Source organism: Nocardioides astragali (assembly GCF_024436375.1).
In the GTDB taxonomy this organism is placed as follows: Bacteria; Actinomycetota; Actinomycetes; order Propionibacteriales; family Nocardioidaceae; genus Nocardioides; species Nocardioides astragali.
In genome coordinates this window covers 262,177-286,056 of the sequence record NZ_JAFMZM010000004.1, presented here as the reverse complement: position 1 = coordinate 286,056, position 23,880 = coordinate 262,177, and the positions used below count along the sequence as shown (strand labels likewise).

Below are 23,880 nucleotides of genomic sequence, written 5' to 3'. Positions count from 1 at the left end.
GGGTGGCCGGGTGGACGAGCGACTGATCGAGAGCCTGAGCGCCGCCGTACGAGCTGCCCCCGCTGACCTGACGCTCCGGCTGCACCTCGCCGGCCTGCTCGTGGACGCCGGGCGCGGGCCCGAGGCCGTCGAGCACGCCGCCACCGTGCTGGCCGCGGAGCCGGGCTCCCTCGAGGCCCGAGACGTGATGTCGCGCGCGATGGGCACCGCGTCGGCACCACGGCCCGATGACGATCCGGTCGACACAGCGAGCGGCAGTGGCGACCAGACCGCCCGGGAGCCCCGCTCTCCTGCCGTGCCGACCGAGTTCGACTGGCACGCCGCCGAGTCCGACGTCGGGGAGACCGTCGGGCCGATGTTCGTCGACGGCTCCACCGAGGACCCCGGCCCGGCGCCGTACGACGTGGAGTTGGTCGGCATCCGCCTCGCCGACGTCGGCGGGTTGAGCGAGGTCAAGAAGCGCCTCGAGGCGAGCTTCCTGGCGCCGCTGCGCAACCCCGAGCTGCGCCGCCTCTACGGCAAGTCCCTCCGCGGCGGGCTGCTGCTCTACGGCCCGCCGGGATGCGGCAAGACGTACCTCGCCAAGGCGGTCGCCGGCGAGCTGGGCGCCTCGTTCATCCACGTCTCGCTCGCCGATGTGCTCGACATGTACATCGGGCAGAGCGAGCGCAACGTCAAGGAGCTGTTCGAGGTCGCCCGCAGCTCGGCCCCCTGCGTGCTGTTCCTCGACGAGCTGGACGCGATCGGGCAGAAGCGGTCGCTGACCCGCAACTCCGGCACCCGGACGACCGTCAACCAGCTCCTCACCGAGCTCGACGGCGTCGGATCGGACAACGAGGGCGTCTTCGTCCTCGCCGCCACCAACCACCCCTGGGACGTGGACCCCGCCCTGCGCCGACCTGGTCGCCTGGACCGCACCCTGCTCGTGCTTCCGCCCGACCGGGAGGCGCGCGAGGCGATCCTGCGCACGCACCTGCGCGACCGGCCCGTCGAGCGCATCGACACCCGACGGCTGGCCAAGGCCACCGAAGGCTTCAGCGGCGCCGACCTCGCCCATCTGTGCGAATCGGCGTCCGAGAACGCGCTCATGGAGTCCGTCGGCTCCGGAAAGGTGCGGATGATCGGCATGGCGGACTTCGACCAGGCACTCAGCGAGATCCGACCCTCGATCGGACCCTGGATGGAGACTGCCCGCAACGTCGCGCTCTACGCCAACGCCTCGGGCGAGTACGACGACCTGGCCAAGTGGCTGCGCAAGCAGCGCTAGCCGGCTACCGCCCGGCGAACGACCACATCTCCAGGCCGCCGACCTCGACGAGGGCGGCACCGGCCGTGGTCGGCGTCGGCCCGTCCGTCGCGCCGAGCGCCTCGAGCACGGACAGGGTGTCGTCACCGTGGCACGAGAGGATCGCGTCACCTGGTACGTCGGCGCACGGCGCCGGGTCGGTCCGCCCGGCGCGCAGCGCGACGTCCCACGGCACCTCCTCGTCGTCGATGCCGAACGTGACGGCCCCGTCCGCACTGCCGACCCGCACCGGGGCGTCCGGAGCGGCCGAGTTGTCGTACACCGCCACCGCGCCCACGCGGGCGATCGCCAGCACCACGGTGACCAACGTCCGGAGCGACAGGTCGCCGACCGCGACCCGGTCGCCGACCCCGACGCCGAACGCCTGCAGCACCCCGGCGCAGGCGGCCACGTCGGTGAGGAGTCGTGCGAACGTCCACTCGCCGTCCGCATCGACGAGGGCGACGTCGTCGGCGCGACCTCGGATGACATGGATGTCGAGGGCGTTGTAGCAGGCGTTGAGGGTGCCGGCGTCGTCAGCCGGCGGCCGGAACCAGGCCACCTCTCTCACGGGCGACACCGTCAGGACAGCCCGTTGTCCGCGGTCATCGCCGGCTTCGACGGCGTCCGCAGCCAGGCGGTGAAGAAGCTGCCCAGGTCCTGACCCGTGACGCGGCCGGCGAGCTCCTCGAACTCCTCGGTCGATCCGTTGCCGCCGCGCTGCTCCCGGATCCAGGTGCGGACGATCTTCCAGAAGGTCGCGTCGCCGACGCGGTTGCGCAGGGCCTGCAGGGTCATCGCACCTCGGCCGTAGATCGCACCGTCGAAGACCTTGGTGGCGCCGGGATCGGCCACGGTCACCCTCCAGAAGTCCGACGTCGACGGAACGTTGTCGTAGTAGCTGCGCAGGATCCGAGCGGCCGAGCGGCCGCGGTGGGTCTCCGTCCAGCGCCACTCCATGAAGGTGGCGAACCCCTCGTTGAGCCAGATGTCGCGCCAGCCCTGCACGGCGATGTCGTCGCCGAACCACTGGTGGGCGAGCTCGTGCACCACGAGGCTGGTGTAGCTGCCGCCGACGGCGGGATAGGTGGGACGGGTCTGGTTCTCCAGCGCGAAGCCGGGGTTGAGCCCGGTGGTGATGCCGCCCACGACCGAGAACGGGTAGTCGCCGAGGTCCTTCTCGAGCCCGGCGACGATGGCCGGGGTCTTCTTCATCAACCGCATGCTGGCCCGCTGGTCGCCCTTGCTGAGGCGCTGCGAGACAGCCACCAGCCAGGGCAGCCCCTGGTGCCTGCCCCGGGCGATCGTGAAGTCACCGGCGGCGAAGAACGCGAGGTAGGGGACCATCGGCTCGTCGGCGCGCCAGTGCCAGGTGGTCGAGGCCTTGCGGACCTTGCGGCCGACCAGCTTGCCGTTGGAGATCACCTCACGGCCGTTGGGCACCTGGATCCTGACGTCGACGATCGCCTTGTCGAGCGGGTGGTCGTTGGAGGGGAACCACCATGGCGCCATGTGCGGCTCGTTCATGGTGACGACCTCGCGCTTGCTGGCCAGCCAGTTCCTCTCACCCGCGTAGGAGTACTTGGCCGGGTGGTCGGCGTAGCGCACGACGACGGTGTGCTCCGTCCCAGCGGCGAGCGGTTCGGCGGGGGCGATCCGCAGCTCGTGGCCGCCGTCGGTCCGGTCGAAGGTGGCACTCGCCCCGTCGACGGTCACCTTCGAGACGCGCAGGAGGAAGTCGAGGGAGAAGCTGGTGAGGTCATCCGTCGCGGTCAGCCGCACAGACGTCCGACCGCTGAGGCGCTTGGTCGCGAGCGCGTAGCGGTTGGAGATGGTGTACGACGCCACGTCGATGCCGCCGTTGCCGTCGAGCGGCCAGTAGGGGTCGCCGATGCCGGAGGACCCGTCGACCCGCTCGTCGGCGGTCCGGGAGGAGCCTGCGGACGCCGTGAGGCTGGGCAGGGCGACGGTCATCGCTCCGCACAGCGCGACAGCCAGGAGGGGCCGGTGGAAGGTTCGCGTGGTCACCGCCTGAACCTAGCCGACAAAACCGGGTGCGGCGTGCCGGTGCCTGCGTCAGACTGGACGGCGTACTCCGGGCGCCGACTCGCGCCGCCCGCCTGTGAAAGGAGTCGTGACATGTCGATCACTGTCCTCGGCCTGCCCGCCGACCACCTTTCACACACACGGAGCACCCACCTTGTCGCACGACATGTCTCACCTCGACCGATCCTTTCCGGAGGACTTCTTCCGGCCTGACGACCGTCTGCCCACCGAGGGCATCGACGACTCGTTCGTCTTCACCTACGACGCCTACGCCGACGAGCTCGGCGACGGCCAACGATGGTCCCGCTGGGAGGACCTCGAAGCCCTGATGAGGGGTCCCGAGCCGCGCCCCGACTGGGTCGTGACGTCCAGCGGCGCCATCGACACCGAGCTCGGCGACCTCAAGACCGGCAAGGAGGCCGACGTCTTCCTGGTCGAGCGCTCCGATCCTCACGACAGCGAGGGTGGCGTCGTGATGGCGGCCAAGCGCTATCGCGACACCGACCACCGGACCTTCCACCGCGCTGCGTCCTACACCGAGGGCCGGTCCATGAAGCGCTCACGCGACAACCGCGCCCTCAAGCGCAAGTCGACGTGGGGCCGCCAGGTCGCGGCCGGCGAGTGGGCGATCTCGGAGTGGAACGCGCTGCGCCGCTGCTGGGAGCTCGGCCTGCCGGTCCCCTACCCCGTCCAGATCGACGAGACCGAGATCATGATGGAGTGGATCACCTTCGACGGGGAGACCGCGCCGCGCGTGTCCCAGGTCCGCCCGGAGCCCCGGGTCGTCCAGGGCTACTTCGACCAGCTTCGCGACGCGCTCGGCACGCTCGTCCAGGCGGGGCTGGTGCACGGTGACCTGTCGCCCTACAACACGCTCGCCGCCGGCGAGCGGCTCGTCATCATCGACCTCCCGCAGATGGTCGACCTGGTGGGCAACCCGCGCGGCATGGACTTCCTGCTCCGCGACTGCGCCAACATGTGCGGCTGGTTCCGCTCTCGCGGGCTCGACGTCGACGAGCAGGAGCTGTTCGGGGACCTGATGGCGCACGCGTTCTGACTCGGGAACGCAGCGGCATAGGTTGGCGTGCGTGAAGCACAGCCGCGGACGCGTCCTCGACGTCACCTCACTGGCCGACCTCGACCGTCGCCTGGCGACCGGCGTGAGGTCGCTGGCGGGCTGGCGCGTGGTCGGGCTCGACCTGAGCTCGCGCGGTCCCGAGCTGCTGGACCGGTCCCTGGCCCAGGCGCTGTTCCTGGGCTGCGAGTTCGCCGACGGCGAGGACGACGCCGTACGTCGGGCCGGCGGGATCGTGCTGCACGCGATCCCGGGGATCCCCGTCAACCCCTACCGCGCGACGCTCTACTCGCCGGGCGACCTCTACGACGCCCCGCGCTACGAGGACTGCCTCGACGCGCGGGCGTACGCCTGGTCGCGCAGCGCGGGCGGGCCCGACAACGCGCTGGCGAAGGCGCTCCACGACCACCACGTCGACGCGGCGCTCACGGAGTGGGTGGCCGGTCGCGACGTGGTGGGGATCATGGGCGGGCACGCGATCGAGCGGGGCAGCGAGACGTACGCCGACGCGGCGCGGCTCGGCCACGCGCTCGGCTTGCGCCTGGTCGTGGCCACCGGTGGTGGACCGGGTGCGATGGAGGCGGCCAACCTGGGTGCGTTCGTCCCCGACGGTGACTTGGACGCCGCGCTGGCGGCCGTCGCGCAGGTGCCCTCGTTCCGGCCCGACATCGGCGCCTGGGCGCGGGTTGCGCTCGGGGTGGTCGGGACGACCGCCGGTGGCCGCGACTCGCTCGGCATCCCGACCTGGCACTACGGCCACGAGCCGCCCAACGCCTTCGCGACCGCGATCGCGAAGTTCTTCCGCAACGCGCCGCGCGAGGCGCTGCTGCTCGAGATCTGCAACGCAGGCATCGTGTTCCTGCCGGGTGCCGGAGGCACGGTGCAGGAGGTCTTCCAGGACGCCTGCGAGAACTACTACGCCGACGAGTCGTCGCTCGCGCCGATGGTGCTTGTCGGGCGACGGCACTGGACCGAGGAGCTGCCGGTCTGGCCCCTGCTCCAGGCACTGGCGCGCGGCCGGGCGATGGAGCCCCACGTCCACCTCGTCGACAGCATCGACGAGGCCGTGGAGAGGGTCTCGCTCACCCCGCGCGGCGCCGGCTGACGACGGGCGCGGCCACGTCGCGGTAGTGGCTCAGGAGCAGGTCGTTGACCGCCTGCCAGGTCCGGTCACGCACGCTGTGCCGTGCCGCGCGGCCCATCCGCAACCGCAGCACCGGGTGCGTGACCAGGCGCTCGACGTGGGCGACCAGCTCCTCGGCACTCCCGGGCTCGTAGAGATGTCCCGCGACGGTGTCGTCGACCACGTCGATCGGACCGCCGGCCCGGGGCGCCACCACCGGTACGCCGCTCGCCAGCGCCTCCTGGGCCGACTGGCAGTAGGTCTCGTGGCGCCCCGTGTGCACGAAGACGTCGAGGGTGGCGTAGGCGCGGGCGAGCTCGTCGCCGTGCAGCACGCCGAGGAACGCGGCATCGGGGAGCAGCCTCCTGAGCCTGGCCTCCTCGGGGCCGCCGCCGACGAGCACCAGTCGGACTCCCGGCAGCCGGTCGACGTGGACGAGAAGCTCGAGCTCCTTCTCGGGGGCCAGCCGGCCGACGTAGCCGACGAGCTGCTCGCCGTGCGGCGCGAGCTCCGCATGGAGCGACTCGTCGCGCCGCGCCGGGTCGAAGAGGACCTGGTCCACCCCCCGCGGCCAGCGCGCCACGTCGCTGATGCCCAGTCGGTGGAGCTGGTCGATGCTCGCGGTCGACGGCGCCAGTGTGCGGTCGACGCCGAGGTGGATCCGCCGGGTGAGGGACTCCATCGCGCGGGCGCCCCCAGGGACGGCGTACCGGTCGGCGAACCCCACGAGGTCGGTCTGGTAGATCGCGACGGTGGGGATGCCCAGCGAGCGCGCGGCCTTCGCGGCCTGGTAGCCCAGGGCGGCAGGCGAGGCGATGTGCACGACGTCCGGCCGGAACCGCTGCATGGCGGCACGGAGCCGGCGGCGGGTCTCCAGGCCGATCCGGAACTCGGCGTAGAACGGCAGGTTCGCGCCACGTGCGTGGGTGACCGGGAACCCGGCGTACGCCTCCGGGCCGGTCGGCGCGATCAGCTCGGCCTGGTGGCCCTCGGCGGCGAGGTGCTCCAGGACGCGGCGCACCGAGTTGGTGACGCCGTTGACCTGGGGCAGGAACGACTCGGTGACGACCAGGACGCGGAGCTTCGAGGTCGCGGGCCGTGGAAGAGTGACGAGGTGTGCCGGAACGGTGCGGCTGCGACGCCGCCTCTCGAGCAGGTCCATGGCACGGACGCTACGAAGGCGTCCGCAACGGCTCGTGGTGTCGACGCGGCCGACACGTGAACAGCGAGCGTCAGGCTTCGGTCGCGGCGAGCTGGCCGCAGGCTCCGTCGATCTCGCGGCCGCGGGTGTCGCGGACCGTGGTCGGGATGCCCTTGGCCTCGAGACGCCGGACGAACTCGCGCTCGTCCTTGGGGTCCGAGGCGGTCCACTTGGATCCCGGCGTGGGGTTGAGCGGGATGAGGTTGACGTGCACCCAGCCCCAGTCGCCGTAGGAGCTGAGCACGTCGCCCAGCAGGTCGGCACGCTCGGCCTGGTCGTTGATGCCGCGCATCATGGCGTACTCGATCGAGACGCGACGCTTGGTCGTGGCGGCGTAGTTCCAGGCGGCCTCGACGGTCTCGGCGACCGAGAAGCGGGTGTTGATCGGGACCAGCTCGTTGCGCAGCTCGTCGTCGGGCGCGTGCAGGCTCAGCGCCAGGGTGACCGGGATGCCCTCCTCGGTCAGCTGGCGGATCCGGGGCACGAGGCCGACGGTGGAGACGGTGATCCCGCGGGCGCTCATGCCGAGACCGGCCGGCGAGGGGTCGACGAGGCGGCGTACGGCTCCGATGACGGCCTTGTAGTTGGCCAGCGGCTCCCCCATGCCCATGAAGACCACGTTGGAGACCCGACCCGGGCCGCCGGGGACCTCGCCGCGCGCCATGGACCGGGCACCGGCGACGACCTGCTCGACGATCTCGGCGGTCGACATGTTGCGCTGGAGGCCGCCCTGGCCGGTGGCGCAGAACGGGCAGGCCATCCCACAGCCGGCCTGGCTGGAGACGCAGACGGTGGCGCGGTCGGGGTAGCGCATGAGCACCGACTCGACGAGGGCGCCGTCGAAGAGCTTCCACAGCGTCTTGCGCGTGGTGCCCTTGTCCGCCTCCATCGTGCGCAGCGGGGTCATGAGTGCGGGCAGCAGCGCTGCCACCAGCTCGTCGCGCTGGGTGGCGGGCAGGTCGGTCATCGTCGCCGGGTCGTCGGCCAGCCGCCCGAAGTAGTGCATCGAGAGCTGCTTGGCGCGGAAGCCGGGCAGGCCCATCTCCTCGAGCAGCGCCTTGCGACCGGCCTCGTCGAGGTCGGCGAGGTGCCGCGGCGGCTTCTTGCGGCCGCGCGGCTCGTCGAAGACGAGCGGCAGGGTCTTGATCGGCTGATCCGGCTGCACGGGGTCTGAGGGGGACATCGCACCGATCCTCCCACCTCCGGCGGCACGGGGGCGATTCAGCGGCCAGCCCTGATCCACGAATCGACGCCGTCGCGAGCGTCACCAGGCGGTTGCGGTGGCAAGGCGGAGTGCCGAGGGCGGGCCGGAGGCCCGTCGAGTGTGCGACAACGCAGCCAACGCGCCCGGATGGTGACGCGCAGCAGGCGAGAGATTCGTGGATCAGGGCTCAGGCGTCGACCATGAAGTAGAGCACCAGCGAGGCGACGCCGAGGACGACGAGCGCGGTCACGACCATGCCGACGAACATGAACTGAGCGAAGCGACGGGTCTTGCGCTTGATCAGCAAGAAGATCGGCAGCGCGAGCGCGAGGAGCACGAACGGGAACAGCTGTTCGGCCGTCTCGTAGGTGAAGAGGAGCCGCAGGATGCCGACGAAGGCGCCGGGGACGGCCGTGACGAAGAGCATGCCGGCGAAGAAACCGGTGATGCCTGCGAACGTGGGGTGGCTGTGGTGCCACCACTCGAAGGGTCGCTCGCGCGGCTCCTCCACCTGGCTCATCTCGTCGGTCTCCACGCCGCCACCCTAGAGGCTCGAGATCCGGCGGCGCCGGTGGGCACGCCCGGCGACGGAGATCCCGGCTCAGGCATCGACGGAGATCAGGTCGGGCGTGGCCAGCATCTCCCAGCGGGCGAGGTCGGGCGGCTGGCCGGTGAGGTCCGCGACGACGAGGGTCCAGGCAGTGCCGTGCCCCACGAGGACCACGTCCTCGTCGCCGTGCACCTCCAGCACCCGGCGTACGGCTGGGACGACGCGCTCGCGGCACGAGGTCAGCGGCTCCCAGCCCTCGACCGCCGGCTCGTCCGGTCGCCTGAAGGCTCGACGTACGGCGCCGGGGAAGTCCTCGATCCGCTCCCCCGACCGCTCGTGCTCGTGCAGGTCCGGCAGCACACCCACGTCGGCGTCGGTGAGCAGCTGGGCGGTCTGGATCGCCTTCGGCTCGGGCGAGGTGAACCACGCGGCCCTGGCCGGGAGACGGCCCGAGGATCGCAGCGCCCACACGTCGTCGTACGCCGCTGGGTCCAGGTCCCACTCGGCGGCGGACACGCCGGGCGCCGCGAGAGGACGCCCGTGGCGCACGAGGAACAGGGTCATGGCGCGAGGAACTCTCTCGCCCCGCGGAGCCTGGTCACCAGCGTCCGCCCTGCCAGGGAGGAGTCGAGGCGCACGCGGATCGGCCCCGGATCCTCGAGGTCGGCGCGCCTGCCTGCGCGCAACGCGGATGGATCCAGGCCGTCGCGGACAGCGACCAGGCGCCCGAGCTCCAGCCTGCTCACGTCGTCGGCACCGCCGAGGTGCAGGACACCGCGACGGCTGCCCGCAGCCAGCTCGACGAGGGCGCTCGCCAGGTCGCCCACGTGCACCGGACACCGCACCTCGTCCTCGAACAGGGCCACGTCGGCACCGCCGACGGCTCGGTGCACCAGGTCCTCGTGCTTGGACCGGCCGTCGCCACAGATCAGGGACGTGCGAGCGACCACCACGTCGTCCACCACGGCCAGGGCGGCCGTCTCCGCCGCCGCCTTGGCCGCGCCGTACGCGGTGATCGGGTCGGGTCGTGCCGACTCGTCGTACGCAGGGGACCGGCCGCTGAAGACCGCGTCGGAGGAGACGAGCACCATCCGGACCCCGTGGCGGGCGGCCGCGAGCGCCAGGTGGGCGGCCCCGGTCGCCGTGACGTCCCAGTCGGACTGGTCGTAGGCCGTGTGGACGATCGCATCCGGGGCGTGCCGCGCCACCAGCGCGTGCACCGCCGCGCGATCGCGGACGTCGGCGTCGACGGAGCCGACGGCCACCACGTCGTGCCCCGCCTCACGTGCCGCGCGGACGACGTGTCGGCCGAGGTAACCGCCTCGTCCACCCGTGACGAGAAGGCGCATCAGAAGACGAGGTAGTAGAGGATCAGCCAGATCGGGGCGACCGTCGCGAGCAAGGAGTCCAGCCGGTCCATCAGACCGCCGTGGCCGGGGATCACCTGGCTCATGTCCTTGATGCCCAGGTCGCGCTTGATGACGGACTCACAGAGGTCGCCGAGCGTGGCCATCACGGCGGAGATCACTCCCAGGAGCACGCCGACCCACCAGTCGCCGCCGAGGAACGCGGTCACCAGCCACACGCCGACCGCGATGCAGACCACCACTGACCCGGCGAAGCCTTCCCACGACTTCTTGGGCGAGATGACCGGGGCCATCGGGTGCTTGCCGAACAGGACGCCCGCGACGTAGCCACCTGTGTCCGAGGCCACGGTGATGGCGATGAACGTGATCACGCCGCGCACACCCGCGTCGTCGAGGTCGAGGCCGAACGCCGGGGTGGATCCCCCTTCCGAGAGCAGCAGGGCGACGAACGACGCGAGGAACGGGACGTAGACGATCGTGAACACCGACGCGGTGGCGTTCTTGACGTAGCCGTCGACGCCGCGGCGCAGCAGCCACAGCATGACCACCAGTGCGGTGACGGCGGTGGCGGTGACGAGCGCGGGGGCGCCCCAGAAGTAGGCGACACCGACCATCACCACCCCGCCGAGCATGAGCGGCTGCTCCGGGATGTCGAGACCCTTGGCCGCGAGGCCGCGGTGCAGCTCCCACACGGCCACCGCGACGGCCACCGCCACGATGCCCATGAACGCCGTCTTCCAGAAGAAGAGCGACAGCAGGATCGCCGCGACCAGCACGAGCGCCGAGGTGATGGCCTTCGGGAGGTCGCGACCCGCACGGCCGTGATCCTTCTTCGGGGCGGCCGGCGCGGCCGAAGAGTCGGATGTCGTCATAGGGGGAGCTCAGACCTCGAGCAGCTCGGCTTCCTTGTGCTTGAGCAGGTCGTCGATCTTGTCGGTGTGGGTCTTGGTCATCGCGTCCAAGCGCTTCTCGGCGCCGGTCACGTCGTCCTTGCCGACCTCGCCGTCCTTCTCCAGCTTCTCCAGCGCCTGCTTGGCCGTCCGGCGGATGTTGCGCACGGAAACACGGCCGTCCTCGGCCTTGGACCGGGCGAGCTTGATGTACTCCTTGCGGCGCTCCTCGGTCAGCTCGGGGAAGACGCAGCGCAGGACCTTGCCGTCGTTGGCGGGGTTCACGCCCAGGTCGGAGTCGCGGATCGCGCGCTCGATGTTGCCCATCGCACCAATGTCGAAGGGCTGGATCAAGATGGTGCGCGCGTCCTGCGAGGTGAAGCTCGCCAGCTGCTGCAGCGGAGTCTGGGTGCCGTAGTAGTCGGCCGTGATCTTGGCGAACATCGCCGGGTTGGCGCGGCCGGCCCGGATCGCGGCGAACTCCTCGCGGGTCGCCTCGACGGACTTGCCCATCTTGGCGTCGGCATCGTTCATGACGTCGTTGATCACGGTGAGCTCTCTCTCGTCGTACGTGGAGTGCGGGTGGTGGCGCCCAGGTCAGGCCGAGCTGCTCACCAGCGTGCCAATCTTGTCACCTCGGACCGCGCGCACGATGTTGCCGGGGGTGGACAGGTTGAAGAAGACCATGTCCATCCTGTTGTCGCGCGCCATGGCGATGCCCGTGGCGTCTGCGACCTTGAGATCCCGGGCGAGGTACTCGTCGTAGGTGAGGCGGTCGAACTGCACCGCACCAGGGTTGGTCTTGGGGTCGGAGTCGAAGACGCCGTCCACACCTTGCTTGCCCATCAGGATGACCTCGCAGCGGGTCTCCAGCGCACGCTGGGCAGCGACGGTGTCGGTGGAGAAGAACGGCATCCCGGCACCGGCGCCGAAGATCACGACGCGGCCCTTCTCCATGTGGCGGATGGCGCGGCGCGGGATGTAGGGCTCGGCGACCTGGCCCATGGTGATCGCGGTCTGGACGCGCGTCTCCACCCCGTGCTTCTCGATCAGGTCCTGGAGCGCGAGGCAGTTCATGACCGTGCCGAGCATCCCCATGTAGTCGGCGCGGGCGCGCTCCATGCCCCGCTGCTGGAGCTCGGCGCCGCGGAAGAAGTTGCCTCCGCCCACGACGATGGCGATCTGGACGCCACCCTTGGCGACCTCGGCGATCTCGGCAGCCAAGGTGTTGATGACGTCGAGGTCCAGCCCCACCTCACCACCACCGAACACTTCGCCGGAGAGCTTGAGGAGAACTCGGTCGTAGGCCGTCAACTTCGATCCCTTCGCACGCCACGTGGTCCCGAGAAACCTACTCGACAGCAGAGACAGGCGGCGAACCCGCGCGCTCGACCAGTGGCGTGACACCCCGAGCGGGCGCGTGGACGCGACAGGTCGGTGACCAGAGGGACCCAGGGGAAATGCAACCGGGGCCCGTACGCAGTGCGTACGGGCCCCGGTCAGTGCTCGGGTGAGCGGTGGCTCAGGGCTCCTGGGGTGCCCAGGTGCGTCAGGCGCCGACCTCGAAGCGGGCGAACCGCGTGACGGTGGTGCCGGCCGCGTCGAGGACGGCCTTGACCGACTTCTTCGACTCGGTGACCGACTCCTGCTCGAGGAGCACGATCTCCTTGTAGAACCCGCCCAGGCGACCCTCGACGATCTTGGCGATCGCCTGCTCGGGCTTGCCCTCCTCGCGCGTCTTCTGCTCGGCGATGGAGCGCTCGGACTCGACGACGTCCGCGGGGACCTCGTCGCGGGTGAGGTACTGCGCCTTCATCGCGGCGATCTGCATCGCGGCGGCACGGGCGGCGGCCTCGTCACCCTCGAACTCGACAAGCACGCCCACGGCGGGCGGCAGGTCGGCGGCACGCTTGTGCATGTAGGTGACGGTGTTGCCGTCGAAGTAGGCGACCTCGCCCAGCTCGATCTTCTCGCCGATGGTGATGGCCAGGTCCTCGACGACCTCACCGACGGTCTTGCCGTCGAGCTCGGCGGCCTTGAGGGCAGCGGTGTCGGCGGCCTTCACGGTGTTGGCGACCTCGGCGATCTGCTGGGCCTTGGCGATGAAGTCCTCGTTCTTGGCGACGAAGTCGGTCTCGCTCTTGAGCTCGACCAGGGCGTTGCCGGCGGTGGCGACGAGCCCCGCGGCGGTCTCGCGCTCGGCGCCGCGGGCCGCAGCCTTGGCGGCACCCTTGACGCGGAGCAGCTCGACGGCCTTGTCGAAGTCGCCGTCGGCCTCGGTGAGCGCCTTCTTGCAGTCCATCATCCCGGCCTGGGTCAGCTCACGGAGCTTCTTGACGTCGGCGGCGGTGAAGTCGGCCATGATCCTTCTTCCTTCGGTTCTGGGGTGGTCGGGCGGACGAGCGAAGGCCGGCCACGGGTGTCCCCGTGGCCGGCTTCCGTCGATCAGTCCTTCTTGGCGGCCTTCGTGGCCGGCTTCGCCTCGGCCTCGGCCGGAGCCTCGGTCGCAGCCTCGGCCTCGGCGGGAGCCTCGGTCTCGGCGGAAGCCTCCGTCGCAGCCTCGGTCTCGGCGGGAGCCTCGGTCGCGGCCTCGGCAGCGGCGTCGGCCTGGGGGGCCTCGGACGCGGCACCGGTGGCCTCGGAGGCCGGGGTCTCGGCGGCGGCGTCGCCCGTGGCGGCAGCGGCCGCCTTGTCCGCGTCACCGGTGAGCAGCTCGCGCTCCCACTCGGCCAGCGGCTCCTCGGCGCCGACGGTCTCGTCAGCGTCGCCGGCCTTCGCACCGGAGCGAGCGATGAGGCCCTCGGCGACGGCGTCGGCGACCACGCGGGTCAGCAGGCCGACCGCGCGGATGGCGTCGTCGTTGCCCGGGATCGGGAAGTCGACCAGGTCGGGGTCGCAGTTGGAGTCGAGGATGCCGATGATCGGGATCCGCAGCTTGCGCGCCTCCTCGACAGCCAGGTGCTCCTTGTTGGTGTCGACGATCCACACGGCGGAGGGGACCTTGGACATCTCGCGGATGCCGCCGAGGGTCTTGTCGAGCTTGTCGCGCTCCCGCTTCATCTGCAGGAGCTCCTTCTTGGTGCGGTTGGAGCCGGCGACGTTGTCGAAGTCGATCTCGTCGAGCTCCTTGAGGCGGTTGATCCGCTGGTGCACGGTCTGGAAGTTGGTGAGCATGCCGCCGAGCCAGCGCTGGTTGACGTAGGGCATGCCGACGCGCGTCGCCTGCTCGGCGATGGCCTCCTGGGCCTGCTTCTTGGTGCCGACGAACATCACGACACCGCCGCGGGCGACGGTCTCCTTGACGAACGCGTAGGAGCGGTCGATGTAGGCGAGCGACTGCTGCAGGTCGATGATGTAGATGCCGTTGCGCTCGGTCATGATGAAGCGCTTCATCTTGGGGTTCCAACGACGGGTCTGGTGACCGAAGTGGACGCCGCTCTCGAGCAGCTGGCGCATGGTGACGACTGCCATGGGTTCTCCTGTTTTCGCGGAGGCGCCACCGATGTGCCCGACCTTGAATCAGGTGCGAGCCGGGAGCGGGACTCCTGTTGTTTTCAGTTGCTGCGCTCGGCGGGTGCCGAGTGCCCTGACGCTCACACGCCGGTCCGATCCGCACCGGTGGAGCTGGTGGGAACTGAGGACCGACGCCCACGGGCGATCCGGAACCGGGAAGCATTCCGACGCGGTCTGCGAGCGTGCGAAGTCAGTCCGGGTGGACTGCTCCGCACATGGTAGGCCACCGATTCCTCGGGGCGCGAATCGCTGTGCGCGCCCCAACCACGCGTGGGCTGAGCGTGAGCACGTGGCCCGGAAACGTCCCCAGCCCCCGGTCCGTGCCGCCGATCCACAGGCGAGGGCGACCGTGGTCGCCCGAGCACCGGGGCGGGACCAGGATCGCCGGATGAGAACCGTCGTCGGCATCGTCCTCCTGGCCGTCCTCCACGTCCTCGCCGCGCCCGCGTCGGCGGGACCGGAGCAGCCGGACGGCGTGTGGCCGCTCGCCCCTGAGCCGGAGGTGGTGCGCGGCTTCGAGCCACCTCCCCACCCCTACGCGTCCGGGCACCGGGGCGTCGACCTCGCGGGCGCTGCCGGCCAGGCTGTCCGGGCCGCACTGCCTGGGACGGTCGGGTTCGCGGGTTCGATCGGGGGCAAGCCCGTGGTCACGGTGCTGCACGGAGGGCGCCGTACGACCTATGAGCCGGTCGTGGCCTCCGTGGAGCGCGGCCAACCGGTGGCGGCGGGAGACGTGCTTGGCCGCCTGGTCGTCACCGACAGCCACTGCTTCCCCGCCGCGTGCCTGCACTGGGGCCTGATCGAGGGTGAGGCGTACGTCGATCCGCTGACCCTGATCGGCACCGGGCCGGTGCGTCTGCTGCCCCTGTGGCGCGACGAGCCGGCGGCCCTCCGACTGCCGATGCGACTGCCGTGGACTCCCCCGCTGGACACCTTGCGGCGGCCGGTGGACTGTTGGTCTGACCTGGTCCGTGCTGGCTCTGGTCAAGCCCGAGGGTGGGCCTGCTGGTAGGCCCGGCGCAGCCTGTCGGTGGTGACGTGGGTGTAGAGCTGGGTCGTCGCGAGGGAGGCGTGCCCCAGCAGCTCCTGCACCGAGCGCAGGTCCGCCCCGCCCTCGAGCAGGTGGGTGGCGGCGGTGTGGCGCAGGCCGTGCGGGCCGATGTCTGGCGCGCCGGCTACGTCGGCGATGCGCCGGTGCACCAGGTCGCGGACCGCGCGCTGGTCGATCCGGCGTCCGCGCATCCCGAGGAACAGCGCCGCCCCGGATCCCTCGACCCACAACGAGGGGCGCGCCGAGGTGAGCCACCGCTCGACCGCACGACCGGCCGGCGTGCCGTAGGGCACGGACCGCTCCTTGCGCCCCTTGCCGAAGACGCGCACCACCCGGCGCTCGGCGTCGACGTCGTCGATGTCGAGCCCGACGAGCTCCCCGACCCGGATGCCGGTCGCGTAGAGCAGCTCCAGCATCGCCACGTCGCGGATCCCGACCGGGGTGCCGTCGTCGGCGAGCTCGGCGGCGGAGCGGATCAGCGCCTCCGCCTCGTCGGCCCGCAGGACCGCGGGCAGTGTCTTGTGCTTCTTGGGTGACCCCAGGGCAGCCCCAGGGTCGGCGGGCAGCCGACCGGTGCGGTGCAGCCACGCGGTGAACACCCGTGCCGCCGTGGCTCGTCGGGCGATGGTCGACCTGCTGCGGCCGGTCGTCTGGAGCTTGGCCAGCCAGCTGCGGAGGGTGCGGAGGTCGAGGTCGACCACGTCGTCGAGGCCGAGGCGGACACAGTGGTCGAGCAGGCTGGAGATGTCGCCGAGGTAGGCGCGGACCGTGTGGGGCGTCAGGTCGCGCTCGGAGACGAGGTGGCGCTCGTAGTCGCCCAGCAGGCGCACCATCGACTCGGGCAGGCCAGCCAGGTCGTCGCCGTCGGTGTCCTGCTCGTCGCTCACACCGCGATCGTAGGCGCGCGGACGCGCGTCAGCTGGCACCTGCGAGTCGCCATCCGCCCTCGACCTCCCGCACGAACCCGGACGACTCCAGCCGACGCAGCGCGGAGTCGGCGTCTCGGATGTGCAGCGAGCACAGCCGGGCGATCGACACCACACAGGCCGGCGAGCTCACCGGCACCTGCTCCAGCACCAGCTGGTCGGAGCGGCTGAGCTGGTCGCGTGGCCGCTCCTCGCCGCGAGGCGCCACCACCAGGTGCTCGCCGGCTGCGCCGACGACCTCCAGGACCTCGGCGCCGTGGGTGACCAACGAGGCTCCCCCTCGTCGGAACCACTCGTGCACGCCCTGGGAGACGTAGCTCGTGACGGGGCCGGGCACGCACATCACCGACCGGCTGAGCTGCTCCGCCCAGCCCACTGTGTTGAGGGCCCCGCTGCGCAGCGCGGCCTCGACCAGGACGGTGCCGCGGGTGAGGGCGGCGATGAGGCGGTTGCGGGCGAGGAAACGGATCCGCGTCGGGGCGGAGCCGGGAGGCTGCTCGGAGACCACGGCGAACTCGGCGGCGAGGTGGGCCAGGAGCCGACGGTTCTGCTCGGGGTAGACGCGGTCGACCCCGCACGCCAGGACGGCGACGGTCGCGCCACCGGCGAGGAGCGCCGCGTCGTGGGCCGCGAAGTCGATGCCCTTCGCACCACCCGAGACGACGGGGACCCCCGCCCCGGCCACCGTCCCGGCGATGGCGCGGGCGACCTCGTCGCCGTAGACCGAGAGGGCTCGCGAACCCACGACGGCCACCGAGGTGTCCAGCTCGGTCAACGGCATCGGCCCCTTGACCCACAGCCCGGGCGGGGTGCCGCCAAGGGCCTGAACGGAGTCGATGTGGTCGAGGTCGTCGAGCCCCTGCGGCCACTCGGGGTCGCCCGGCACCAGGAATCGGATGCCCTGACGCTCGGCCTGCTCCAGCTCACGGACGGGGTCGACCTCTCGCAGGCGGTCGGGCAGACCACTGTCCGCTTTGGGTGCGAGCTGCTCGCGGACTGCCCCCTGAGGACCGATCTGTCGCACCAGCGAGGACGTGGTGCGGTCCCCGGGCTCGACGGCACGGCTCAACACGACCCTCGCCAGCCGGTCGGCGTCGCTCGCGCCGGAGCCTGTGCCTGGGCGACAACCCCTCGCCGCGGAGCTCACGACGCCATCCCGCGTACGACGTCGGCAGGAAGGCTGCGTGCGGGGTCGGCGGAGCGCAGGACCAGCGCGACAGTCGCCTCGGCCGTGCCGGGACGCTCCACCCCGGCACAGTCGGCGACCGTCCAGGCCAGGCGGTGCACTCGCGTGAGTCCTCGGCGCGTCAACCGGCCCTCGGCCATCTCCTTCTCGACCAGGCGCTGCGCCGCCGGCTGCAGCGGCCAGCGCTCCTCCAGGACCGGACCGGGCACGGCAGCGTTGAGCAGCCAGGAACAGTCGCGGTATCGCCGAGCCTGGCGGCGCCGAGCGTCCTCGACCCGGGCTCGTACGTCGGCGGAGGACTCCGCAGGCCCCGAGAAGCCTCTCCCGCGACCGGGGCCCTGGGGCCGGACCTGCATCCAGATGTCGACCCGGTCGAGGATCGGTCCGGAGAGCTTGCGCTGGTAGTGGGCCCGTTGGACCTCGCTGCACTCGCAGGCGTGCGACCCGCCGGCGTGGCCGTAGAAGTTGCCGCAGGGGCACGGGTTGGCCGCCAGCACGACCAGCGAGCGAGCGGGATAGGTCGCCGCCTCCTCGCCACGTGCGATCGTCACCTCGCCGGACTCGAGCGGCTGGCGCATCGCCTCGATCACGTCGGCGCGGAAGTGGGGGAACTCGTCGAGGAACAGGACGCCGTGGTGGGCGAGGCTGACCTGTCCGGGGCGGACCCTGCCCGAGCCTCCGCCGAGGACGCTGGCGGCGCTGGCACTGTGGTGCGGCGCGAACCACGGCGGTCGGCGGAGCAGTCCCGAGCCCTCGGTCAGGATGCCCGCCACGGAGTGCAGCGCGGTGACCTCGAGGGACTGCTCGGTGGTGAGGTCAGGCAGGATCGTCGGGATCCGTTCGGCGATCGAAGTCTTGCCGGTGCCGCGTGGTCCGATGAGCATCAGCGGGTGGCCGCCGGCGGCGGCGACCTCGACGGCGTAGCGGACGTCGTCGAGCCCGTCGAGGTCGGCGAGGTCGACGTCGTCGAGGCGACCCTCGCCCCGCCAGGTGGCCAGCGGGCTGGCCGAGGGGCCGACCACCGGTGGCGCCTCCGGCACCTCCGCCCCACGCAGGACCGCCGAGACCTGCGCCAGCGAGCGCACCCCGAACACGGTCATGCCGGGCACCAGCCCGGCCTCGGCGGCCTGCGGCTCCGGCACGAACACCCGGTCGATGCCGTGCGCGGCCGCAGCGATCACCATCGGCAGCACGCCCGGGACCGGTCGCAGCCCACCGGAGACCGAGAGCTCCCCGATGAAGGCCCAGCCCTCCAGCAGGTCGGGCGCCAGCTCCTCGTGCCCCTTGTCCGCGGCCAGCACCGCGATCGCGATGGCCAGGTCGTAGTGGGTGCCGGCCTTGGGCAGGTCGGCCGGGGAGAGCAGGACCGTGACCCGCTTGGTGGCCGGCCAGCGGCCGCAGTCGTTGTTGATGGCCATCCGCACGCGATCGCGTGCCTCGGACAAGCTCTTGTCGACCCGGCCGACCAGCGTGGTCGCCGGCACGCCCGGAGAGACGTCGACCTGCACGTCGATCACGTGCCCGTCGGCTCCGCGCAGCGCCAGGGTGCGAGCGGTCGCGAAGGCCATCAGCCGATCCCCGCCACGTGCTCGACCTCGACCGGGCGCCCCGGCGGAGCCAGCACCCCCACCATGTCGACGCGGACGTCGTCGGGGTGGCAGTCGTGGACGCGCAACCAGCGGAAGGCAAGCCGCTTGAGCCGGTCGGCCTTGACCTGGCTGACGGCCTCGAGGGGTGAGCCGTAGTCGGTGGAGGTGCGGGTCTTCACCTCGCAGATCACCAGGACCTGCCCGTCACGCAGCACCAGGTCGATCTCGCCGACCTCGCACCGCCAGTTGCGGTCGAGCAGCACCATCCCGCGCTGGGTCAGGTGTCGGGCCGCGATCGTCTCGCCACGCTGACCCAGCAGCCGCTTGCGCTCGGCGGCGGGGTCAGGGGTGAAGGGAGAAGCGGCAGCGGATCGGGCCATCGTGGGTGCCTTCCGGTCGGGCAGGATCGGGAAGGCACCAGCAGACCGCGCGGCACCGACGCTGCCGAGAGGGCCGGGGACGCGCCTGTGGAGACAGCCGGAACCACGCCACCTGTGGACGGCTGGTGGCCCGTCAGTCCTTGGGCGGGTCGATCTCCCGGGGGGCAAGCTCCTCGACGTTGACGTCCTTGAACGTCAGCACCTTCACGTTCTTGGCGAAGCGCGCCGGTCGGTACATGTCCCACACCCAGGCGTCGGTCATCGACACCTCGAAGAACACGTCACCGCTCTCCGAGCGGGCCTTCACGTCGACCTGGTTGCACAGGTAGAAGCGACGGTCGGTCTCCACGACGTACTTGAAGATGCCCACCACGTCGCGGTACTCGCGATAGAGGGTGAGCTCCATCTCGGTCTCGTACTTCTCGAGATCCTCGGCGCTCATGCGTCCTCCTCCGTCGTGCCCAGCTCCAGTCCTACCGGGGACGTGCCCAGCTGCTCACGCCCGACACTAGTGGCCGGGTCCGTCCCGGGCTCGGGCAGCGGCTCGAGTCCTGCGGCGCGGCGTACGTTGACGAAGCGCATCCGGTGCACCGGCGAGGGGCCGTGCTCGGCCAGCGCCGCGTCGTGCTCGGCGGTGCAGTAGCCCTTGTGGGTCTTGAAGTCGTACTGCGGCCACGAGCCGTGCAGGTCGACCATCAGCCGGTCGCGGGTCACCTTCGCGATGACCGAGGCCGCGGCGATGCAGGCCGCCACCCGGTCGCCCTTCCACACCGCCAGCCCCGGCACGCCGAGGCCGTCGACGGGGAAGCCGTCGGTGAGGACGTAGGACGGACGGGTCTCCAGGCGGGCCACCGCGCGTCGCAGCGCCTCGACGTTGGCGACGTGCATGCCGAGCCGGTCGCACTCCTCGGACTCGATCACCACGACCGACCAGGCCAGGGCACGGCGTACGACCTGGGCGTAGACGCGCTCGCGGGCGGCTTCGGTCAGCAGCTTGCTGTCGGCGAGCCCGGGCACGATGCCCGCCTTGCCGGGCGGCAGGACGACGGCTCCGGCGACAAGCGGACCGGCGCAGGCGCCGCGACCCGCCTCGTCGACGCCGGCGATGGGCTCGAGGCCGGCTCGACGCAGCGCGCGCTCGTAGCCGTACAGGCCAGCGTCACGGCGTACGGTCACCGCGCCCTGCGAGGGCGGGGGCGACGGGAGCGGCGAGGGCAGGGGCGCCGTCATCGGACCACCGCTCACGAGGACGGGTCCGGCACGTCCTCGAACGTGGCCGGACGGGTGTCCCAGCGGAAGCGATCGGCCGGCCAGAGCAGCACGAAGACCTTGCCGACCACGAGGTCGACCGAGATGAACTCGTCGCCCGGGACGCACTCGGTCTCGTCGGTGCTGCACATGTGCTGGGAGGAGTCGGCGGAGCGGGACCGGTTGTCGCCCATCACGAAGATGTGGCCCTCGGGGATCGGACCGACCTTCCAGTCCTCGTCGCAGGCACCGTTGGTGGGCATCGGGCCGTTGCACTTGGCGCCCATCCGCTTGACGTAGTCGGCCTCGTCGAGCGGCTGCCCGTTGACCAGGAGCCGCCCCTCCTCGTCGCAGCACTGGATGGTGTCGCCGGCGACGCCGATGACGCGCTTCACGAGGTGCCCGCCGGTGGGGTAGAGGCCGACCTTGGCCATCGCCTGGGCGATCGGGTTGGTGGGGCCGGCCGCGTCGACCGGGCTGAGCCAGCCGCCCGGGTCCTTGAAGACGACCACGTCGCCGCGCTCGGGCTCGTCGTCGCCCCAGTAGGACACCTTCTGGATGAGGATCCGGTCGTTGAGGATCAGCCCCGGCTCCATCGACTCCGACGGGATGTAGAAGGCCTGGACGAAGAACGTCTTGATCACCACGGCCAGCACGAGCGCCACCCCGAGGAGCAGGATCGTCTCCTGCCACAGCGGGAGCTGCTTGCGCTTGGTCTTGCGGCCCGAACGCGGCGACCGCGGCGCCTCGTCCATGGTGGCGGACGTGGAACCGCGGTCGTCAGAAGTCACGCGCAGAGACTAACCAGTCTCTGGTTGAACTCACGCCTCGCGGCGCTCCTTGATCTTGGCGGCCTTGCCGCGGAGGTTGCGGAGGTAGTAGAGCTTGGCGCGTCGGACGTCACCGCGGGTCACGACCTCGATCTTCTCGAAGATCGGGGAGTTGAGCGGGAAGGTCCGCTCGACCCCGACGCCGAAGGAGACCTTGCGGACGGTGAAGGTGCGGCCGATGCCGGAGCCGTGGATGCGGATCACGACGCCCTGGAACACCTGGACGCGCGAGCGGCTGCCCTCGATGACCTTGACGTGGACCTTGATGGTGTCGCCGGCGCGGAAGGCCGGGACGTCGTCACGCTTGAGGGTGTTGCCGATGTCGGCGATGACGTTGGTCATGACTGCTCCTCGCGAGTGCCACAGGTCAACCGCGGAATCTAGGTGCTGGTGGATTCGGTTGGTGCTCGTGCTGGCCGGCCGGTGCGCCCCCTGTGGCAGGTGCGGTTCGGCGGGACCCCGGGGTGCTGCATCGATGGGATGAGTCCGGGCGACCCTGGCCTCGAGCGGACCAAGAGCGAAGTCTGCCAGAGCGGGACGGTCAGCGTGAAATCCGCCGGGAGACCTGCTTGGTGAGCACGACGGCTCCCGGCGGAGCCTTGCGGTCCGGTCGCAGGCGGAAGCCCGCCTTCTTGTACATCCGGAGGTTGTCGGTCGAACCCGCCCCCGTGAACAGGACGTACGTCGCCACCTCCGGCGGCGCGAGAGCCTCGACGAGCTCGAGCAGCGCGCGACCGAGGCCGCGCCCCTGGAGGTCGGGGGCGACCATGATCCGGCCGATGTCCCACTCGCCGTGACGGTCCACCCGGCCGCGCACCGCTCCGACCAGGCGTCCGGAGACGGGCTCGCGGGCCACCATCACGGTCCACTCCCCCAGCCCGCGGCGTACGTCGTCCAGCGACTCGCGCAGCGCCGGGATGTCCACGCCGGGGTTGGCCTCCAGCTCCTGGAGCCAGCAGGCGCGCTGGAGCGTGTAGAGCTCGCCGGCGTCGGCGGGGACCGCAGGACGCACGTCGAGGTCGGGGAGGCCGGTGACCGCGCCGGTCGGCGGCAACAGGTCGGGCCGGCGGTCGGCGGTGCGACGCGCGGCCTGCTCGCGGCGCCAGGCAGCGATCCTCGCGTGATCCCCGGAGAGCAGCACGTCGGGCACGTCACGGCCCCGCCAGGAGGAGGGCTTGGTGTAGACGGGGTACTCGAGCAGGCCGTCGGCGTGGGACTCCTCGACGAGCGACTCGGCGTTGCCCATGAAGCCGGGGAGCAGCCGCACGACCGCCTCGATGATCGCGAGCGCGGCGACCTCCCCGCCGTTGAGGACGTAGTCGCCGAGCGAGATCTCACGCACCGTGCCTTGGGTCGCGGCGTGCTCGACGACCCGCTGGTCGATGCCTTCGTAGCGCCCGCACGCGAACACCAGGTGCTCGTGACCGCTCAGCTCCTGGGCGACCTGCTGGGTGAATGGCTCGCCGCTGGGCGTGGTGAAGACGATCGTGGCGCCCTGTGCGACGGCGTCCAGCGCCTGCCCCCACGGCTCCGGCTTCATGACCATCCCCGCGCCGCCGCCGTAGGGCGTGTCGTCGACGGTGTGATGACGGTCCGTCGTCCAGTCGCGCAGGTCGTGGACGGCGACGTCGAGCAGGCCCTTGTCGCGTGCCTTGCCGGGCAGGCTCAGGCCCAGTGGGGCGAGGTAGTCGGGGAAGATCGTGACGACGTCGATCCTCACGTCTGGTCCTCTGCAGCGTCGTCGGGTACGTCGTCGGGGAAGGGCGTGACCAGACCCGGGCGGTCGGCGACCACCACGCGCCCGGCGTCGAGGTCGACCTCGGGGACGAGCGCGGAGACGAAGGGCACGAGGGCGTCGCGCCCGTCGGGGGTGCGTACGGTCAGCAGGTCCTGCGCGGAACCGTGCACCACCGCCTTCAGCTCACCGAGCAGGGTGCCGTCCAGGTCGACGACCGCGAGCCCGACGAGCTGGTGGTCGTAGTACTCCTCGGGGTCCTCGGGCTTCTCGTCGTGGCCGATCGTGGCGTACAGGACGGTGCCGCGCACGGCCTCGGCGGCGTTGCGGTCGGGGAGCTCCTCGAAGGTGACGAGCAGGGTGCTCTGGTGCCAGCGCGCGCGCCCCACGGTGAGGGCGGTCGGCCGGCGGTCCGCCCCGGCGGGCGCCTCCGCCCGGAGCGTGGTGCCGGGCGCGAACCGCCGGTCGGGCTCGTCGGTGCGTACGTCGAGGGTGACCTCCCCCCGGATGCCGTGGGGCTTGCCGATGCGGCCGACCACGACCTCGATGTCACCTGGTTCCTGATCGCTCACGGAGTGAGGCTAGCGCCCCGGTTGCGATCCCCGGGTACCCGGGGAAACTGGAGCCTCACCCGCGAAGTTTCGGCCGGTAACCGCCCATTTCCCCGGGTAACCGGGGAAA

Annotated in this window: 26 protein-coding genes; 4 read left to right on the top strand and 22 right to left on the bottom strand. The window is 71.3% G+C overall.

Annotation, left to right across the window (positions count from 1 at the left end; translation table 11 throughout):
• Positions 1 to 10 precede the first annotated feature (10 nt).
• Positions 11 to 1,267 (top strand): AAA family ATPase, encoded by a 1,257-nt coding sequence (locus J3P44_RS14620; protein ID WP_255891167.1) that lies wholly within the window; start codon positions 11 to 13, stop codon positions 1,265 to 1,267.
• A 4-nt stretch (positions 1,268 to 1,271) separates the two neighbouring features.
• On the opposite strand, the gene J3P44_RS14615 is transcribed toward J3P44_RS14620, so the two are convergent.
• Both J3P44_RS14615 and J3P44_RS14610 read right to left on the bottom strand, forming a co-directional pair.
• Positions 1,272 to 1,856, bottom strand: a complete 585-nt coding sequence (locus J3P44_RS14615) for an AMP-binding protein (protein WP_255891166.1) — start codon at positions 1,854 to 1,856, stop codon at positions 1,272 to 1,274.
• 11 nt (positions 1,857 to 1,867) lie between these two features.
• Positions 1,868 to 3,313: a M1 family metallopeptidase gene (locus J3P44_RS14610; RefSeq protein WP_255891165.1), complete on the bottom strand. Its 1,446-nt coding sequence runs from the start codon at positions 3,311 to 3,313 to the stop codon at positions 1,868 to 1,870.
• A gap of 184 nt (positions 3,314 to 3,497) precedes the next feature.
• Between J3P44_RS14610 and J3P44_RS14605 the strand changes: the two genes are divergently transcribed.
• Positions 3,498 to 4,388 (top strand): serine protein kinase RIO, encoded by an 891-nt coding sequence (locus J3P44_RS14605; RefSeq protein WP_255891164.1) that lies wholly within the window; start codon positions 3,498 to 3,500, stop codon positions 4,386 to 4,388.
• A gap of 31 nt (positions 4,389 to 4,419) precedes the next feature.
• On the top strand, positions 4,420 to 5,511 hold the full coding sequence (locus J3P44_RS14600; protein ID WP_255891163.1) for an LOG family protein: 1,092 nt from the start codon (positions 4,420 to 4,422) through the stop codon (positions 5,509 to 5,511).
• Here the strand turns inward: J3P44_RS14600 and J3P44_RS14595 are convergent.
• From J3P44_RS14595 to rpsB, 10 genes are all read right to left on the bottom strand, one after another.
• Entirely contained in the window at positions 5,489 to 6,691 is a 1,203-nt protein-coding gene (locus tag J3P44_RS14595; RefSeq protein ID WP_255891162.1) for a glycosyltransferase family 4 protein, read from the bottom strand. The two genes, J3P44_RS14600 and J3P44_RS14595, sit on opposite strands and share 23 nt — an antisense overlap.
• 70 nt (positions 6,692 to 6,761) lie before the next feature.
• Positions 6,762 to 7,913 (bottom strand): dual-specificity RNA methyltransferase RlmN, encoded by a 1,152-nt coding sequence (gene rlmN / locus J3P44_RS14590; protein ID WP_255891161.1) that lies wholly within the window; start codon positions 7,911 to 7,913, stop codon positions 6,762 to 6,764.
• 208 nt (positions 7,914 to 8,121) lie between these two features.
• Complete coding sequence (locus J3P44_RS14585) at positions 8,122 to 8,469, bottom strand: hypothetical protein (protein ID WP_255891160.1); 348 nt, start codon at positions 8,467 to 8,469, stop codon at positions 8,122 to 8,124.
• Between the two features lie 66 nt (positions 8,470 to 8,535).
• The gene (locus J3P44_RS14580) at positions 8,536 to 9,048 is read right to left on the bottom strand and encodes a histidine phosphatase family protein (RefSeq protein ID WP_255891159.1); all 513 of its coding nucleotides are present in this window, start codon (positions 9,046 to 9,048) and stop codon (positions 8,536 to 8,538) included.
• Positions 9,045 to 9,833: a sugar nucleotide-binding protein gene (locus J3P44_RS14575; RefSeq protein ID WP_255891158.1), complete on the bottom strand. Its 789-nt coding sequence runs from the start codon at positions 9,831 to 9,833 to the stop codon at positions 9,045 to 9,047. Before J3P44_RS14575 ends, J3P44_RS14580 begins: the two co-directional genes overlap by 4 nt.
• A complete protein-coding gene (locus J3P44_RS14570) occupies positions 9,833 to 10,723 on the bottom strand; it encodes a phosphatidate cytidylyltransferase (protein ID WP_255891157.1) in 891 nt (296 codons plus the stop codon). Before J3P44_RS14570 ends, J3P44_RS14575 begins: the two co-directional genes overlap by 1 nt.
• A gap of 9 nt (positions 10,724 to 10,732) precedes the next feature.
• On the bottom strand, positions 10,733 to 11,287 hold the full coding sequence (gene frr / locus J3P44_RS14565; RefSeq protein ID WP_255891618.1) for a ribosome recycling factor: 555 nt from the start codon (positions 11,285 to 11,287) through the stop codon (positions 10,733 to 10,735).
• A 51-nt stretch (positions 11,288 to 11,338) separates the two neighbouring features.
• Positions 11,339 to 12,055, bottom strand: a complete 717-nt coding sequence (gene pyrH, locus J3P44_RS14560) for a UMP kinase (protein WP_255891156.1) — start codon at positions 12,053 to 12,055, stop codon at positions 11,339 to 11,341.
• Positions 12,056 to 12,290: 235 nt separating this feature from the next.
• Positions 12,291 to 13,103, bottom strand: a complete 813-nt coding sequence (gene tsf / locus J3P44_RS14555; RefSeq protein WP_255891155.1) for a translation elongation factor Ts — start codon at positions 13,101 to 13,103, stop codon at positions 12,291 to 12,293.
• An 83-nt stretch (positions 13,104 to 13,186) separates the two neighbouring features.
• Positions 13,187 to 14,212: a 30S ribosomal protein S2 gene (gene rpsB / locus J3P44_RS14550; RefSeq protein WP_255891154.1), complete on the bottom strand. Its 1,026-nt coding sequence runs from the start codon at positions 14,210 to 14,212 to the stop codon at positions 13,187 to 13,189.
• Positions 14,213 to 14,642: 430 nt separating this feature from the next.
• Between rpsB and J3P44_RS14545 the strand changes: the two genes are divergently transcribed.
• On the top strand, positions 14,643 to 15,266 hold the full coding sequence (locus J3P44_RS14545) for a M23 family metallopeptidase (protein WP_255891153.1): 624 nt from the start codon (positions 14,643 to 14,645) through the stop codon (positions 15,264 to 15,266).
• Here the strand turns inward: J3P44_RS14545 and J3P44_RS14540 are convergent.
• The 10 genes from J3P44_RS14540 to rimM all read right to left on the bottom strand — a co-directional run bounded on the left by J3P44_RS14540 (position 15,239) and on the right by rimM (position 23,771).
• Positions 15,239 to 16,138, bottom strand: a complete 900-nt coding sequence (locus tag J3P44_RS14540; protein ID WP_255891617.1) for a tyrosine recombinase XerC — start codon at positions 16,136 to 16,138, stop codon at positions 15,239 to 15,241. The two genes, J3P44_RS14545 and J3P44_RS14540, sit on opposite strands and share 28 nt — an antisense overlap.
• Positions 16,139 to 16,220: 82 nt before the next feature.
• Positions 16,221 to 17,303 carry a DNA-processing protein DprA gene (dprA, locus tag J3P44_RS14535; RefSeq protein ID WP_372496580.1) on the bottom strand — a complete coding sequence of 361 codons (1,083 nt, stop codon included), beginning with the start codon at positions 17,301 to 17,303 and terminating at the stop codon, positions 16,221 to 16,223.
• Positions 17,304 to 17,374: 71 nt separating this feature from the next.
• Positions 17,375 to 18,985: a YifB family Mg chelatase-like AAA ATPase gene (locus J3P44_RS14530; protein WP_255891151.1), complete on the bottom strand. Its 1,611-nt coding sequence runs from the start codon at positions 18,983 to 18,985 to the stop codon at positions 17,375 to 17,377.
• Positions 18,985 to 19,386, bottom strand: a complete 402-nt coding sequence (locus J3P44_RS14525; RefSeq protein ID WP_255891150.1) for a YraN family protein — start codon at positions 19,384 to 19,386, stop codon at positions 18,985 to 18,987. The genes J3P44_RS14530 and J3P44_RS14525 overlap by 1 nt, the downstream gene beginning before the upstream one ends.
• A 133-nt stretch (positions 19,387 to 19,519) precedes the next feature.
• Positions 19,520 to 19,828, bottom strand: coding sequence for a DUF2469 domain-containing protein (locus J3P44_RS14520; RefSeq protein ID WP_056602535.1), 309 nt, complete (start codon positions 19,826 to 19,828; stop codon positions 19,520 to 19,522).
• Positions 19,825 to 20,616: a ribonuclease HII gene (locus J3P44_RS14515; protein ID WP_255891149.1), complete on the bottom strand. Its 792-nt coding sequence runs from the start codon at positions 20,614 to 20,616 to the stop codon at positions 19,825 to 19,827. The genes J3P44_RS14520 and J3P44_RS14515 overlap by 4 nt, the downstream gene beginning before the upstream one ends.
• Positions 20,617 to 20,627: 11 nt before the next feature.
• Positions 20,628 to 21,425, bottom strand: coding sequence for a signal peptidase I (gene lepB / locus J3P44_RS14510; RefSeq protein ID WP_255891148.1), 798 nt, complete (start codon positions 21,423 to 21,425; stop codon positions 20,628 to 20,630).
• 30 nt (positions 21,426 to 21,455) lie between these two features.
• Complete coding sequence (rplS, locus tag J3P44_RS14505; RefSeq protein WP_255891147.1) at positions 21,456 to 21,806, bottom strand: 50S ribosomal protein L19; 351 nt, start codon at positions 21,804 to 21,806, stop codon at positions 21,456 to 21,458.
• Between the two features lie 199 nt (positions 21,807 to 22,005).
• Complete coding sequence (gene trmD, locus J3P44_RS25560) at positions 22,006 to 23,184, bottom strand: tRNA (guanosine(37)-N1)-methyltransferase TrmD (protein ID WP_255891146.1); 1,179 nt, start codon at positions 23,182 to 23,184, stop codon at positions 22,006 to 22,008.
• Positions 23,181 to 23,771 (bottom strand): ribosome maturation factor RimM, encoded by a 591-nt coding sequence (gene rimM, locus J3P44_RS14495; protein WP_255891145.1) that lies wholly within the window; start codon positions 23,769 to 23,771, stop codon positions 23,181 to 23,183. The genes trmD and rimM overlap by 4 nt, the downstream gene beginning before the upstream one ends.
• Positions 23,772 to 23,880 lie beyond the last annotated feature (109 nt).

What these genes read in the sequence shown, in the direction of transcription:
- tsf (WP_255891155.1), bottom strand. Translation starts at nt 13,103, where the DNA reads ATGGCCGACTTCACCGCCGCCGACGTCAAGAAGCTCCGTGAGCTGACC.
- J3P44_RS14540 (WP_255891617.1), bottom strand. Translation starts at nt 16,138, where the DNA reads ATGGTGCGCCTGCTGGGCGACTACGAGCGCCACCTCGTCTCCGAGCGC.
- J3P44_RS14525 (WP_255891150.1), bottom strand. Translation starts at nt 19,386, where the DNA reads ATGGCCCGATCCGCTGCCGCTTCTCCCTTCACCCCTGACCCCGCCGCC.
- rplS (WP_255891147.1), bottom strand. Translation starts at nt 21,806, where the DNA reads ATGACCAACGTCATCGCCGACATCGGCAACACCCTCAAGCGTGACGAC.
- rlmN (WP_255891161.1), bottom strand. Translation starts at nt 7,913, where the DNA reads ATGTCCCCCTCAGACCCCGTGCAGCCGGATCAGCCGATCAAGACCCTG.
- J3P44_RS14530 (WP_255891151.1), bottom strand. Translation starts at nt 18,985, where the DNA reads ATGGCCTTCGCGACCGCTCGCACCCTGGCGCTGCGCGGAGCCGACGGG.
- J3P44_RS14570 (WP_255891157.1), bottom strand. Translation starts at nt 10,723, where the DNA reads ATGACGACATCCGACTCTTCGGCCGCGCCGGCCGCCCCGAAGAAGGAT.
- J3P44_RS14520 (WP_056602535.1), bottom strand. Translation starts at nt 19,828, where the DNA reads ATGAGCGCCGAGGATCTCGAGAAGTACGAGACCGAGATGGAGCTCACC.
- J3P44_RS14515 (WP_255891149.1), bottom strand. Translation starts at nt 20,616, where the DNA reads ATGACGGCGCCCCTGCCCTCGCCGCTCCCGTCGCCCCCGCCCTCGCAG.
- rpsB (WP_255891154.1), bottom strand. Translation starts at nt 14,212, where the DNA reads ATGGCAGTCGTCACCATGCGCCAGCTGCTCGAGAGCGGCGTCCACTTC.
- J3P44_RS14545 (WP_255891153.1), top strand. Translation starts at nt 14,643, where the DNA reads ATGAGAACCGTCGTCGGCATCGTCCTCCTGGCCGTCCTCCACGTCCTC.
- J3P44_RS14595 (WP_255891162.1), bottom strand. Translation starts at nt 6,691, where the DNA reads ATGGACCTGCTCGAGAGGCGGCGTCGCAGCCGCACCGTTCCGGCACAC.
- J3P44_RS14580 (WP_255891159.1), bottom strand. Translation starts at nt 9,048, where the DNA reads ATGACCCTGTTCCTCGTGCGCCACGGGCGTCCTCTCGCGGCGCCCGGC.
- J3P44_RS14605 (WP_255891164.1), top strand. Translation starts at nt 3,498, where the DNA reads ATGTCTCACCTCGACCGATCCTTTCCGGAGGACTTCTTCCGGCCTGAC.
- J3P44_RS14575 (WP_255891158.1), bottom strand. Translation starts at nt 9,833, where the DNA reads ATGCGCCTTCTCGTCACGGGTGGACGAGGCGGTTACCTCGGCCGACAC.